The organism is Gordonia sp. (in: high G+C Gram-positive bacteria) (assembly GCF_047600385.1).
In the GTDB taxonomy this organism is placed as follows: domain Bacteria; phylum Actinomycetota; class Actinomycetes; order Mycobacteriales; family Mycobacteriaceae; genus Gordonia.
In genome coordinates this window covers 3,587,634-3,602,157 of the sequence record NZ_JASGKZ010000001.1, presented here as the reverse complement: position 1 = coordinate 3,602,157, position 14,524 = coordinate 3,587,634, and the positions used below count along the sequence as shown (strand labels likewise).

Genomic DNA, 14,524 nt, shown 5'->3' with positions numbered 1-14,524 from the left:
TCAGTCCGCGTGCGGGAAGTGCGCCTCCACCTCGAAGGCCAGGCAGAGTTCGGCGAGGTCGCGGGGCGCCGACGTCGACCGGCCGGTGAGCTCGGTGATCCGCTGCAGCCGGTGGCGCACCGTGTTGCGGTGGACGTGCATCTGCTCGGCGGTGGCGTTGACGTTGCCGTCGAGGGAGACCCACACCCCGAAGGTGTCGAAGAGCAGCTCGCGATCGGCCTGCGGCAGCCGGTACAGGCCGGCGAGCACCGAGCGGGCCAGATCGGTGCTGACCTCCGGCGAGTGCGCCGCCGCCACGCCGAGCACGGAGTCGTCGAACACCTCCACCGCTCCGCCCGGTCGGGTCAGGGCGATCCGGGCGTAGCGCAGGGCGCGCGCGGAATCGGTGAGGTCGGCGAACGGCGAACTCACGCCGACCCGACCGGAGGCGCGTTCGCGCAGCACGCCGAGCAGCCGTTCCACCTGGTACGACGACGAGGTGGCCACGATCCCGATCAGCTGGTCGGGCAGCAGCCGCCAGGCTGAATAGATGTCGGAGGCCCGCAGGATGCTCTCGATCCGGGGCAGCGGCTGACTGCCGATCTCGCCGACCGCGGCCGCCACCGCGACGTAGGGGCCGCGCGTCGGGATCCGCAGCAGTTCGGCGATCTCCCACAGCGTCTGCTCGGACGAGACCCGGCCCTGGAGCAGATGCTCGGTGAGCGCGGCGCGCTCGGTGGCGTCGTCGAGCGCCTGGGCGACGGTGCGTTCGCGGTGCGCCGCGGTCATCGCCTCGCTGAACCGGTCGTAGGCGTCCCACATCCGCGAGGTCGCCTCGAGGAGGGCTTCGCGGGAGAGGTCGGTGCGCACCACCGCGACCTCCCGGAACTCCCGCCACAGCATCTGGAAGGCGATCCGGTAGGCGTGCAGCACGGCGGGCAGCGGGACGCCGAGCTCGGCGCGGTGGGCGCCCATCGCGCGGGCCGCGGACGTGTCGAAGTCCCGGTGCCCGATCACCCCGGGCACCAGGAAACCGAAGATCCGGTCGGTGGTCTCGGCGATCTGGTCGTGGCTCACCAGATCCGTCGCGGCGTAGAAGTCGACCTCGCGGCGGATGGTCTCGGCGATGCGGTCGCTCAGCGGGGCGAGGCGTTCGCTCAGCAGTGCGGCGATCTCACGGAGTTCGGCGTCGTCGGCGGATTCCACATCCGACAGTCTGCTCGACGGCGGTCGACGACGAGGCGGCAACCGCGCAGACGGCCGCCGCGGCGGGCGGGGACGGGCGTCCGGAGCCCCGCCGAAAGGGCCCCCGGACACCGGTCCTCGCGTCAGTGCGAGTCGTCGCTCTCGTAGATGCCGCCGTGCTGGGAGGTGACCTCCACGTAGGTCATCATGGCGATCGGATCGAGACGCTTGATCTCTTCCCACAGGTCGTGCTTCTCCACACGGGAGACCAGGAAGGTCACCGCGTGGGAGATGTACGGTTCGCCTCCGCCGGACGGATAGACGGTGCGCCGGCCGATGCTGACCTTCCGGTGATGGTGTTCGGCGATGTACTCGGCGACGGCCTGGGGACTGCGGGTCACGACTCGGGCCTGCTCCATCTCCGCGCCGCCGTCCACGACGCGTTTGATGACCGGGGCGATCACCACGTAGAACAGGATGGCCGAGCCCATGGCCTTCTCCGGCTCCATCACCGCGGCGGCGACCGCGAAGATCACCACGTTCATCCAGAGGATGATCTGGTCGACGTCGTACCTGCTCCCGGCGGAGATGATGTGTGCGAGGGATTCGGTGCCGTCGAGCGCGCCGCCCTGCCGCAGCGCCATGCCGACGCCCAGGCCGACCAGCAGACCGCCGAACCCCAGCGCGTGAATGTAGTTCTCGGTCAGCGGCTTCATGTGATGGAGCCAGACGGTGCCCAGCGCCAGAGCCCCGACGCCGACCGTGGTCTTGACGGCATGGGCTCCGCCGAGCTTGCGCCAGGTGATCCAGATGAACGGCACGTTCAAGACGGCGATGAACGCACCGACCGGCAGGTCGACGAAGTTGCTGGTGATGATCGACACGCCGACCACTCCGCCGTCCAGGAACCCGTTGGGGATCAAGAACCCCTCCAGGCCGAGTGCTGCGAGCCCCGCGCCGACCACGATCACGAGATACTGCATGAATCCCTGAACGTATCGGTTGTCGGTGAACCGGCTGATCCTCTGCGGTGCTTTATCGATGATCTGCTTGACCATGTGTACTCCTTCGCGTTGACGGCATTATCTCTGTAAGGGCGCGAAATTCCCGTTTCGGCGAGATGATGGAAACATCACTGTGACGAAATCCTCGGACTCGGACCCGCGGCCGGGGTTCTCGTGATAAGCGCCACACGACGGTCGTGATCCGTGTCGATCTCCACCCGGATCCGAGCGGCCGCGGCGCATCGGGGCGGGCGGGGGTGTCTCGCGGCTCACACGAGACCGGTCATCGGTAGTCTCATCGGTGTGCAGTCGCCGACGAGACCGCCTTCCGCGTGAGAGGGGCACTCGTCTGCGCGTCTGTGGCCGACTAGGACACGAGAGCCCCTGTACGAGGTGTTCGTGCAGGTAGAAGGGATTTTATTATGGCAGAGTTCATCTACACCATGTTGATGGATGCATCATATCGCTGATTTGACGACAGTATCAGGGCAGGTCAGAGCACAGTTAGGTGACCCTCTTCTTCTTGCTGACTTGACCCTGATCCGTCCATGACTTGACCTTGGGTAGACGGGCTAGACCTCATTCGGCAGTCAGCGCCGCCTCCACCGCAGCCTCGGCTCGATCCAGGGCTCCCGGCAGCACATGGGTGTAAACCTCGAAAGTGATCCCGTAGCTGCTGTGCCCGAGCAACCTCGACACGGTCGCAACATCTACGCTGCGCCCGATCAGCACCGAGGCGTAGTAGTGCCGGAAGCTGTGGAACGTCCACTCGCCCGACAACTTCTTCTTCAGCGGCTCCCGAACATGCACCCTCAACATCCGGCCCGCGTTCGATGCCGTCCACATCAACCCCGAGCCGGTCTGGAACAGAGGCTCGTACATCTTCCGGTCCTTGTCCTTGACGAACGCCTGGAGATCGGTCATGAGCGAGGCCGGTACCGGAACCTCCCGGTCGCAGGAGTCGGACTTGAGTGGCCCCCACTTCCACTCCTTCGACCCGGTGCCCTGCTCCGCAACATGGATACGACGCCGATCTACATCCACACTACGGAGGCGCAGCCCGGAGAGTTCCTGAATCCTCAGCCCGGTCGAAGCCGCCATCCGGATCATCATCGCCAAGTCGTCGCTGACCGTCTCGGCCTTTTCGACCATCAGGTCGATCTCGGACTTCTTCGGAATCTCATGCCGCGACACCTGTCGGTTCGTCATCCGCTTCGACTTCAGGGTGGACATCGGGTTCTCGTCCATATACCCCCGATCCACGGCGACGGTGAACGCACTACGTAGTAGTCGTGACATCACCGCGATGGTCGGCTCCGCGAGCTTCTTCCCCGAGCACGGGCTCGCGACCCGCAGATCGTGCTGCCAATCGAGCACGTCTTTCACGTCGATCTGCCGAAGACCGATCTCTCCGAGCGCACCCGCGTTCTTTCGGAGATTCACTCTCAGCGCTTTGGTGCTTTCCCGCGATGCCTCGAGTTCCCATTCCTCGAGGAAGTTCACGAGCTTGAAGAAGTGCTTCTTGCCGCCCTTATCGGTGAGGTGGCTATCGGTGGTATCGAAAAGTTCGGTGAATCCACCATAAGGGCCGATAGGCTTCAACTCCGGCGCGGTGCCGCTCCGCTTCAGCCGTTCGGATCGCTCCCACATTTCGGCGTCGCGAAGAAGCCGGAACTGTTTCGAGACCAGCTTCTTCGTCGTCGGATCGTAGACTCGCGCCCGGTAATGGATCTGCCCATTGGTCAACTTGCGCTTCTGAATCGCCATGACCGAAGCTTCGCCAGTTCATCTACCGAAGGTCAAGTGCTCGCCCGAGAACGCTGCCTCGCCCCTGATCACAGCACCTCCGGCACCCACCGGCCACCGTGCCCGATCAGCCCGCGAGCAACGCACTCAGCCCCCGGAACGACGCCCGAGCCGAGTCGCGTCACGACCACCAAGTCGAGGTAACCGAAAACCCAGGCGAGACCGAGCCTCATGAGCCCTGCGGCAGGCGAGCCCTGACTGGCACATGACACGAGCGATCCACTGACTACCGACGTACCGGGAGACCGCCGAACCGACCGACGAAAGACGAACGACTCCGCGCAGCCAAACCCGATACCGTGAGAACTGTGGAGACGAACATGACCATCTGTAGAAAAAGGTTGATCACCGAAGTCAAATTCGATGCCCAGCGGTGCCAGGCGGCGTGCTGACCACCTGGCACCACCCTTCTAGATCTCCGCTCAGGAAATTTCCACATGGAAGATCTTGGCGACTGCTGCTGTCAACGGGACTTGACCACTTCGATCTGGCAGTCGGTGACCCCGGCCTGGAGTAGAAATTCCTGGGTTCGATCCGCAATCGCGGACGCCCAGGGGTAGCCGACCTGGGGGTCGTTGATACAGATGAAGCTCGCCCATCGATTGGTTCCGTCGTCTTCGATCCATGTGCGGACCACGACCGTACCGTTGCCGAAATCAATCTCGGAAGCCTCGCGAGGTGGGACGTCGAGCCCGTGGGCCTCGGCAACCATGTTCGGGTCGACCCTGGTGATGTCTCCGATTGAGCCGATTCCGGGGGCCTTCCGGTACTTGAGCTTTCGCTGACTGAACGGCGGTTCGATGGTCATCGCATTGTAGATTGCCGTCGAAACGGCTCCGGTATCAGCACTCGTGCGGAGTTTGACGCCGATTTTCACTGAGAACAGCATGATTTTGCGCTCCTGTCCGACCCGTTATTTCCAGAGTCCGCCGTGTCGTCCACAGACCCAGCCGGTGTTATTGCAGGTACGGCAGGTCAAGCCGCTGCTTCCTCCTTTACATCCTCCACATTCGAGCAGTTTGGTGTGGCATTTCTTGCACTTCGGCATGATTTCCCCTTGGTGACTGCGAGCTTGTGATGTCGGTGTGCGCTGTCGCACTTCGCAATGCTATGAAAGATCGGGGGGGGGGTATCCTATGAACGTATGAACTTCTTGCCTCATCGCCGAGGTCGCGGCGGTGTCAAGCCGTGGACTTGAAGCTCTCCCACGCTGTCGCTCGGGAGAACCAATGCCTGACCTGAGTTCGCGCGGCTTAGTGTCCAACGGTTGATTGCATCGAGGATGCGCAAGATGTGCGACACAGGAGCCGGCTCGACCATCCGGACGCACATACACCACCCCTTCTTAAAGGTCTCACCACCGAACACGCCAAACCCCAATCGAGCAAAGGTACTGGTGTACTGGTCAGGGTAACCCGAAGTGTTTCCGAACAGTACCGACCGCTCCCGCGTCCCCGAACCCACACTCAAAAGCGCGCACTCGGGTCAGTTGGCTCCGTTTGGATCAGCCCAGTTCGGCGGCACCCCCCCCAGGGTGCCCTTCAGATCCGTTGCCGAATGCCAGTGCCTATATCTTCGCAAATTCTTTCACCGCAGACACTCCTCATCTCTACTTTCCATTCTAAGCGCCTGAAATTCGCTCAGAAATATCCCCTAGCGAATACCCTGAAAGTCCGCCTATGGGGAATGTAGAGGGTAGCAATGGGCCTTTCTGGATCACTTTCGGAGATATGATAACGAGGATAGAGAGAGCCTCCAAAATCCTCGCGGAACTTCCTTTTCGAAATGGCATCACACGCGAGAAGTTCGGAGATAAAAACGCCTCGGAGAACGTCATGAGAAACGAGAGCCCTTACGGTCTCACAGACCGGCAGAACCGCATTGTCGATGTCATCCTCACTGAGCGAGAAGACCGGGCAATCCGGCTTGGTGGCAACGAGCAAGAGTTCACCGTAAATCGCCGCGCCGAAATCCGGGCCCGAAATCCCCGAAGAGGAAACCCCGCGAGAATGTCCGAAGAGCATTTCCGGTTCCTCGTCTATCAGGAGCGGCACTCCATCACCGGAGGGCTGTTCCGCACTGCCGAAGGCCGTCGAGAGGTGTGGACCGTCGATGACGTGCGCGCCGCTTACGATCTCGTCCACGAATCCGAGACGGACGACCTGAAACAATGGCGATTCGGCCTACAGGAGAAAGCCATCGAGCAGGGGAGGGCCTGGGCTGAATCCACGATCTGCTGTGAACAACTCGAGCCCGGATTCCCCACCCGCGACCACAGCACACTTGCCACGAAGAGAGCCTGCTCACTCTGTGGTCCCGCACTCAATTGGATCGAAAACCCTGCCAACCGATGCCGGATCAACCCCCTCATCATCCACGGGCGCGCAACCGGAGGAGGGCAACAATGCGCCAAATGCCGAGCGGCGCGCCAACTCCGCGCCCCACAATCCGTATCCCGGAAGCCCCGCCACCCGAAGCGCACACGCTCCGAGCATCGAACAGCACCGACGACCATCATCATCCCGATGAGCAACAGGGACGACGGAGCCCTGTTCGACCTTGCCGAAGTCGGAGATCTCCTCGCCACAACATGAGGAATTGAGACGAAATCTCCGGAACGTCTCGAAAAGCTCTCCTGGCGAGAGGCCCTGATCTCCCTGCTAACGGGAGTTTTGGATCGTCCACTCGATAGAGTGTGGGATCACTATTGTCACTGTGTCGAAACTGACCTCGGCATCGTGCCTGGTCAGGAGCTTTCTGGGGTTCGCGGGCTTCTCCGTCCTCGACAGAGGCGGCAGCCGTGTGCATACTGGGCGGCATGACGAGTGGACAGCAGCGCCCGCCGATCTGGCAGTGGAAGCAGCGCAGTGAATGGTGGAACAGTAAGGAGGCCGCGAGAAAGGCTCGATGGCAAGAAGAGCGCGACAGGGAGGATCAGTGGGTAGCTGGGGTCGACCTGAGTCTCAACGACTTCGAGCGGGTGCCGTTTCGGAAGGCTAGCGTCTTCCGGCGTCTGCTGAAGGTATGAGACAGCATCGAGAACTTGAGAGGCCGCAAAACTACGGTGACGTGATCGGCCATTGGACGTATGCAAATGGGCAAAAGCCCCCAATCTGGCAATGCAAGGCGCGTTGTCGGTGGAAGTACGGACTCTCGGAGCGGCTTGCGGAGAAGGCTGTAGCTGAACGGAAACGCGCTGTCGAGGAAGACGAGCTAGAGACAAAAATTTGGCACCAGGCCAATTGGTATGACTGACGGTGAAATTACCGTAGACAGTCTTTCGTGAAGAGCATCCGCTAGATTGCGCCCGATCCTAGTGAGCGTGGGGGAGCGGGGTTAATCGTCACTGTGTCGAAATGACCTGGTGCCCCCCCTCGCGCGTGTTCGCTGCTCGGAAATCGGGTTCGTGAATCTTCGGCGTGTCGATGGCGGGGGGGGGGGGGGTAGTTGAGTGGAAGAATCAGGGAGTGAGGCAAAGCACTTTCTACACGTGGGAGATCCCGCGCCAGCTCGCGAAAAAGTCATCGTCGCCGGATGTGTTCAGGAAGAGAATACTCAGCAACCTTGACGACCGTAAATCTTTCGATCAAGGGGAGGATTTTCTAGCGGTCATCGATATCGGGAGAAAGCGATGGTTCTCTCCGTGGCCGACTTGGCTCGTCTTGGCTGAAATCGAGGATGAGGAAGGTGTGCTCTTCAAGGCGGGGGATCTGACTAGGGCGCTAAAGAAGTCGGGTCAGTTCGGCGATCAGATGGGCAGGAGGATTCTGTATGAACGGAGCAGCCTTGTCGAAGAAGGGAAGGCACTTCCTTTGTCGAAGTTTGCGCAGCGGTGGTTCGAGCGCAACGGGTCGAATGCGGCTGAGCAGCTGAAGAAACAGCTGGATTCATAGCGCGCACGAAACGCCAGTCAGGATCAACAACGATCCTGACTGGCGTTTCGTGCTATTGAAGTGATTTACATCACTCTCGGAATGCTTCAGGCATCCACTGCACAATCCGAGTTGAAATCACCGACCCCCAACCCCGAACTCTGCATCATGGGCGATTTATTTCCCACAACCCACAACCCTCAAACCCCCACCAGCTGACACTCCCTCTATCAGCATTCTCCCAGGTCACAGTGCGTTTCCATCCGCTCTCTCTTCGCCTTCTCTCTAAGTGCCTCTAACCGCCTTCTACCTGTCTCTCTCTGATCCTCTTTAAGCCTCTCTCCGACCTCCATCCGAGCCCGGAGAGAATCCTGAAGAAGCCACTTCAAGAAGCTCTCAGCAAACTGATCGACTAATTGAAAACAACCGATTTCCCTCTCGGTGGAACAAACGAAATTCCGAGATCGAAGGCTGCGCCGTAAGGTGCGAGAGCACCCAGGGACGTTTTCACGGTGGGCGATTCTGAGTCAGAAAACGTGTGCTGCTTGTGCTAGTATATTCATGTACGAAGATGTTGGGAGACATCCGAGTATCCAAACCGTGTTGTGGTTTGAGGCGACAGGTCATCCCCGGAGTTCCATGTATCGACTCCGGGGATGACCTGTCTTCAGGGGTCGAAATGGGATGACGAAAACTTGACCGAAGTCCATGCTACCGTGTTCGTATAGCACGTCGGGAATAAACTCGAAGAAGAATATGTTCCCCTTGTTGCTATAGTTCAAAACAGCGAAGAGGCTCGCCCCCGAATCGCTGTGAATTGCCCACAACAACACGGACAGATACATGACAGAAAGGAAATCTCCCAGCAAAACGTACGTCGCCACGACCCGGCGACACGGTACCGGTTACCAAACTCGGTTCGCCTCGAGGCCGAAGTCCCCCGACACTTCCAAAGCCGGACGCACAAAGGGCTCGGCGTCCATCCCCGGCAATCCCGAGAGGTTCCGCGATCTGAAGCGTATGTCTTCGAAGAGATACGACGACTTCATGGCCATCGAGCACGATGTCGACCGGATCGAAGACGGAACAGACTACCTGGCCGCGTTCACCGTCTCCCTCCCGTCGGGAAAAGAGCTTCAGCGCATCGGGTACGTTCCCGCTGACACCGGGGAACTCAAGAGAGAACTCGACAAGACCCTGCAGCGACCCGAGTTCGCCGAAGCTCTCAAGGGTCTGAAAATGCACATGAAAGTAGAGTTCAAGCAGTACCGGGAACTCAGAATCTACAACGTCATGCACGGCCACGGAATCTTCTCGGTACCAGATATCTCCGAAACCTTCGTGCCGGAAGGCGGAAGGAAACCCCGAACGAAAGACTGGTTCTTCATCCGTGCGGTAGACGTCACCCTACAGCGCATGTTCGGGGAATACTCCCAGCGAGGGAACCCGGCGGTCGTCCTTAGCCAGGTAGTTCCGCAAGCCGAAGATCCGTGGGGTAGGACCGTGGCCGCCCAGATCAAGGCCGTCGCCGCATACCAATCGAAGTTCGGCGATCAACACGACGAGAAACGGCACACCATCCTGCAGGTCGCTGACGATCCGGAACAGATCAGGACAGGGAACTCCTCCTTCTCCATCGGCCTTCAGGGAAAGAAAGACCCCGGTGTCCGGCTCGGCAAGTTCTTTCAGTCCGACATCGACTACATGATCGACTCAGAGATCGTTGATCGTGTTCGGGATACGCCCGAAAGTTTCGCCGTCTACGTCAAATCCGATGACGCAGTAGACCTGGCCGAGTTCATGAACGGATTGGCCGACGCCAAAGCCGAACGCAGGATCGCCAAAGCCGCAGCCCGATTGGCCGGACAGATCCGGTACCCGGCACACACCACCAATGCCCTGCTGCACTACGGCCTCGATTCACCGGAATCGGCGAATGACAATTCCTGGTTCCCTATGGACGAGACGGACCGTGAGGTGTTCGAAGCTGTGGTGAGTGCTACCAACGAGATCTGCGACGCCCGGAGACGGGAACACCGGGCCCTCGGACTCCGGTGCCTCGTCCGCCATATCATCGAAAAAGTTGACCAGGTACTGACCGAGACGGCGCACGAGGCACCACCTTTGGAAGAGAAGATCAGCACTGACAGCGAACCTTCCGCTGATGACTACATTGCTGACGACATCTACGGCATTGTAGACGACTACTTCACCGACGAACCCACCGGATTCGACGGCTTACCGGAGCAAGAGCTCAGCGAATACGTCGTGAATGCTGAACCGATCAAGGCGACTCTGGTGCGTAGAACTCGCAAGGTCACCACGCCCGAGCCGGCTCCCGAAGTCGAACCCGAACCGGAAACCGAGCTTCCACCTCTGAACCGCCGCAAGAAGCGTCGGCATCGCAGTCAAGACGCCATCGACGCCAGACTGGCCGAGATCAATTCCGGACCGCACAAACCACGAAAGAGACGACATCGGCGTGAAGACACCCCTGTGCGCGGGCAAGGGACAGTAGACCGAAATCAGTCGGGCCATGCCGACCGTGATGACGATGGTCCGAAGATCAGGTATCTCAGGACCGAAGAAGAGAAGGCCGAGTTCGCACGACGACGTACACAGTCCACGAACAAAGCCGAATCCATCGAACAGTTCCGTCTCGGCAATGATTTCTGACGAATACTCGTCGGGAAAGACAGTAGAATAGACTTGCGTGATGGCGATCCTGTTGTCACGAAAATAAAGAAAGAGCTAGGGGCTGCTGTGAACAGCCTCCTGACTCCCGAGCGACAGCCCGATCATAGAAAGGGGCGCTCCACCGAACAGAACGACGGAGGTTCTGATGATGTCTCGCACCAAACTTAACACAATTTTCCTGACTCAAGATTTTGACGAACTGCTTCTCACCGAGAGAGAGCAACTCGCAAGCCTGGATTTGAACCAGTCACAGAAACGAGAGTTCCAGTACCTGATCACGCTGAGGAACGATCACGACACCCGCGAAGAAGCCCGCGACCCGCGACCCGAACATTGCACGTTCGCAGAGTGCGCAAGACGGATCAGGTGCAAGTCCCTCTGCGACTCTCATGATGCTAGGTACCATCACCTTCTGAATTTGCAATCGGTGCGAGAGCGCACTCGTGAACAATCCTTAACCCCGGAGGGTTACCGAAAGAGAGTCGCCGCTCGTTTTCGTCAACAAGGTATCGAAGTCACTCCTGGTGAACTTCCGCTTATCGATCCGAAAGCGACTTTTGCATCGACAGGAAATAGATGTAGCTACTGCGACTGTGAACTGAATTTCGATCCGGTCCTCTCACAGACGAAAGCTACGCTCGATCACATCGTAGGATTCCATGACGTAGCCGATCACAGATCAGATCTTCTGAGACCTTCGTGTAACGGGTGCAATGTGGCAAGGAGTTCAGGTAACTCAACTCGGGACGGCTCCACGAAAGAGTGGATAGCATCGAACTCAGCACAAGCCCTCAAGGCAAAAGAATCGATGACGAAGAGAGGCGTACTGACGAAGTTCATCGTAGAGGAGAGAAAAGAACTGTCCCGTAGATCACTCGGTATGGTCGATGACATTCTCTCCGACTTGGGCTTCACATCGAACGGCTTCAAGTGGAACAAGGCGGTTATGGCATGAAGATCATGAACATCTTCCGGCGAAAAGAACGATCCACATCGATCTCTATCGATCAACATGATCTTGATCTCCTGATTCTCGACATCCGTGAGATGGGTCATCGAATGCTCGTTGATCAACGGGAAACTTTCTGAAGATCATATCCGAACGTCCGAATCCTTCCGAATGACAAACCCTGGTCAGTATCCTCACCGATCTGGCTGGGGTTTGTTTCCCCTGTAGACCAGTTTACCAGTGGTAGACGATTATTTTCACTCAGGTTCCCTGATCTGCGTTTTCATATAAACAGATTTTCCTCTCCTCTTGCATCGCACGTCATGGAACACCACGAGATATGGTCGCTCCCTGTTCCGCGAACACATTGCCGTCCCTCGTTCTCCGGTTCGGTTGATTACCAATCACTTCGATCCTGAAGAGAACACGATAGCCGTGTTGTTTTGATCGACATCGCCACACGACTTCCACGAAACTTGATCGATAGGATCGAGATAAAATGATCTCACATCGATGAGTATGCGAAGAGTGTATCTCTCCTTTCATGCGATGTGCATCTATCGCTTTTCACGTCCGAAACACATGAGGTAAAAACCGTGAATGCAAAGTACAAAAATCTCGAAGAGATGAAACGCGCCGCTGAGGAACAACGACGTGCCGCCGAAGAAGAGATGACTAGGATCGCGAACCAGATCCGCTCCGAAGAGGAAGAGGTCGAATATCAGAAGTCGTTGATCCGAATCCGCCGTACGATCCTGCAACACTTCCGAGATGAACACGCTCGCTACACGAAAGAGCTGGAGGTGTACGAACTGGCCTCGAATCTTCGGAAGCTGAAGCAGGCCGAGGAGTTCGAGAAGCTCGCGCGGGTCGTGTCGCCGGATCTTCCTGAACCGGAACCCGAACGTGACTACACACCACAAGGTCTCCCCGGCGAGGCAACTGTCCTGTGGGAGCTGGGAATGTCCGCGAACAGCAGTGAGCCGTGGAACATCGACATGCCTGACGATCCTGACGCGCCGTTATCGGATGCGGATAAGCGGGCGAGACAATTCGGAGATATGATCCGAGGATCTCTCAACAGCCAACGCCGATTCCCGTCTCTGATGAACTCTGTCGTTGAGGACGAAGAGAACTCCGGCGACTGATCACCAACGATGGCAAGTCCGACACAGAAACGAAAGGTCGTCGATCTGAACTGAACTTTCCCGAAAGGGAACCACATCCCCCTCGTCTTCGGACAGCGAGGTGATAACGACAACACCCGGTGCGGTCTACCACGATCACGCCGGGTGTTGTCGGCTCCGGGCATCGATACCCTTTGGCACCTCCACGTGTCCACACTCTCGATCCGATCCACGACACACCAACGGGGATGACACACGAACACACGAACACACTGAGACGAGGAGAGGAGGGACGAGCGCACACCACGTACACGAACTACGAACCGTGTACCGACACCGCAGCAGCTATCGTCACGCAGGCTCGGACCAGCACACAGGTTCACGACGACACAGCACACGACAGCGGGGAGCGTGCTGTGTCCACCCAACCAACCCGAACGCGGACACTCATCGTCACAGTGACGAAGTGTGCGAGTGCGAAGAAGATCATGTTAACGAGGTTCGAAGTGAACGAATGAACGACGAACGACAACGAGACAGCTCGCGAAGCGTTGAACGATTGGCGATGACGAATGCAAGAGGAGCGATGAGAGATGATCGTGTGGACTCATCGCCGAAAGTCCATTCGTCTCCGAAGTGTTCATGCTCGAATGTCCGAACCATCTTCGGTTTTCTTTTTCGCGTCGCTTCGTGTATTCGTGTTTTCTGTCCGTCATACGGTAATGCTCAGATTTCACGGATCACGACCCGTTTCAATTTTTCACTGGGCAGTTGAACGACGGTTCGCTGGCGCATTCTCCGCAATATCGCTCTCGTTCTACAGCGAGAGTGGTTCTCCATTTCCCTGTGGTAGACGCTGAGCTTTGCACCGCCAAGACTGTATTTCGGCGGCGCTGGTGGTTACTGAAAAGTCCATTCCGAAAAGGGCGCTGTATCGCGTTCTAAGCGGCTTTTTTCTGTACCTCACCCCCGCGCGAAGCGCCTCAAAAGTCCGCCTGTGGGGCATCTAGGGGGCAGCAATAGGCATTTCCGGTTACAAGGGGTGGGGGTGCCCCGCTTCTCGGCGGAAGGTTGACCGGTGGGCGTAGGCTCTTTTTGTTTTTGCAAGATTTGAAAATTCGCAGATCCGCGCCCATTTGTTGCATTCGCGTGTAGGTATTCGTGCAGGTCAAAAGGATTTCATCTATCGGCCTTATCGTGCTCTATTTTCCGCGCATTGTGCAGTTTGTGATGATCTGTTCATCATGCGTCATGAACCTCCGCTCCCGTGTGATGAAAACCGCATTTTATGGTAAAATTGGAACATTGCGGAAATCGCCCATTTCATCGCACAAACGGGGCATTTCATCGCATTTTCGAGATTATCTGTACCGGGAGGTGCATTGCGATGGGTGGATCATGGAAGGCGCGTAAGACGCGAGAGGATGCTGTAAGGGGGTTCGACTCCTTGCCGATTGAGCGCAGTCCACAACCGAGGCTGAACTCGCTGTTTGCCGATTGGATCAACCCCATGCTGGCCGCTGACTACGACGGCGACCCGAAGTTCTTGCCGCTGACACGCCGCTATTGGTTGTCGCTGGGGAAGTTCCCGACGACGGAGGATCTTGCTCTCGCGCAGTGGTATTCGCTGGCTCCGGTGCCGTGCATCTACGATCTTCAACTTCGGGGAATGGCGACGACTGCGCAGCTCACCGAGATGCGACGGCAACTCGGAGGTTTCGGGATCAGCCACGAAGACCTCCGGCGACTTCGGCTCGAGCCCGGTTACTACGAACCCGGTGAGGGTGGATTTTACGATGAGGAGGATTCGGAATGAAGCGGATAAGTCCCTCGGGAAAGCGAAAGTCGAGTGTCCATGCGGCCCCCGCGATGATCTCCTCCGACGGGGAAAGGCGCAAGAGGAGA

General features: G+C 58.3%; 11 protein-coding genes. 6 read left to right on the top strand and 5 right to left on the bottom strand.

The genetic code is table 11. The features are described 5' to 3' along the window. The 4 genes from QM809_RS16305 to QM809_RS16290 form a co-directional block, all read right to left on the bottom strand. Complete coding sequence (locus tag QM809_RS16305) at positions 1–1,185, bottom strand: PucR family transcriptional regulator (protein WP_415046754.1); 1,185 nt, start codon at positions 1,183–1,185, stop codon at positions 1–3. 122 nt (positions 1,186–1,307) lie between these two features. Continuing rightward, a complete protein-coding gene (locus QM809_RS16300; protein WP_415046753.1) occupies positions 1,308–2,222 on the bottom strand; it encodes a YitT family protein in 915 nt (304 codons plus the stop codon). Between the two features lie 525 nt (positions 2,223–2,747). Next, positions 2,748–3,935 (bottom strand): tyrosine-type recombinase/integrase, encoded by a 1,188-nt coding sequence (locus QM809_RS16295; protein ID WP_415046752.1) that lies wholly within the window; start codon positions 3,933–3,935, stop codon positions 2,748–2,750. 502 nt (positions 3,936–4,437) lie between these two features. Then, positions 4,438–4,863 carry a hypothetical protein gene (locus tag QM809_RS16290; protein WP_415046751.1) on the bottom strand — a complete coding sequence of 142 codons (426 nt, stop codon included), beginning with the start codon at positions 4,861–4,863 and terminating at the stop codon, positions 4,438–4,440. Positions 4,864–5,809: 946 nt separating this feature from the next. Between QM809_RS16290 and QM809_RS16285 the strand changes: the two genes are divergently transcribed. The 4 genes from QM809_RS16285 to QM809_RS16270 all read left to right on the top strand — a co-directional run bounded on the left by QM809_RS16285 (position 5,810) and on the right by QM809_RS16270 (position 10,522). Next, positions 5,810–6,568 carry a hypothetical protein gene (locus tag QM809_RS16285; RefSeq protein WP_415046750.1) on the top strand — a complete coding sequence of 253 codons (759 nt, stop codon included), beginning with the start codon at positions 5,810–5,812 and terminating at the stop codon, positions 6,566–6,568. Between the two features lie 224 nt (positions 6,569–6,792). Next, on the top strand, positions 6,793–7,002 hold the full coding sequence (locus QM809_RS16280; protein WP_415046749.1) for a hypothetical protein: 210 nt from the start codon (positions 6,793–6,795) through the stop codon (positions 7,000–7,002). 391 nt (positions 7,003–7,393) lie between these two features. Beyond that, on the top strand, positions 7,394–7,867 hold the full coding sequence (locus QM809_RS16275) for a hypothetical protein (RefSeq protein WP_415046748.1): 474 nt from the start codon (positions 7,394–7,396) through the stop codon (positions 7,865–7,867). A 1,026-nt stretch (positions 7,868–8,893) separates the two neighbouring features. Next, positions 8,894–10,522 (top strand): hypothetical protein, encoded by a 1,629-nt coding sequence (locus QM809_RS16270; protein ID WP_415046747.1) that lies wholly within the window; start codon positions 8,894–8,896, stop codon positions 10,520–10,522. 693 nt (positions 10,523–11,215) lie between these two features. On the opposite strand, the gene QM809_RS16265 is transcribed toward QM809_RS16270, so the two are convergent. Next, positions 11,216–11,599, bottom strand: a complete 384-nt coding sequence (locus QM809_RS16265) for a hypothetical protein (RefSeq protein WP_415046746.1) — start codon at positions 11,597–11,599, stop codon at positions 11,216–11,218. Between the two features lie 489 nt (positions 11,600–12,088). Between QM809_RS16265 and QM809_RS16260 the strand changes: the two genes are divergently transcribed. Both QM809_RS16260 and QM809_RS16255 read left to right on the top strand, forming a co-directional pair. Continuing rightward, a complete protein-coding gene (locus tag QM809_RS16260) occupies positions 12,089–12,640 on the top strand; it encodes a hypothetical protein (RefSeq protein WP_415046745.1) in 552 nt (183 codons plus the stop codon). A 1,489-nt stretch (positions 12,641–14,129) separates the two neighbouring features. Beyond that, entirely contained in the window at positions 14,130–14,435 is a 306-nt protein-coding gene (locus QM809_RS16255; RefSeq protein ID WP_415046744.1) for a hypothetical protein, read from the top strand. Positions 14,436–14,524 lie beyond the last annotated feature (89 nt).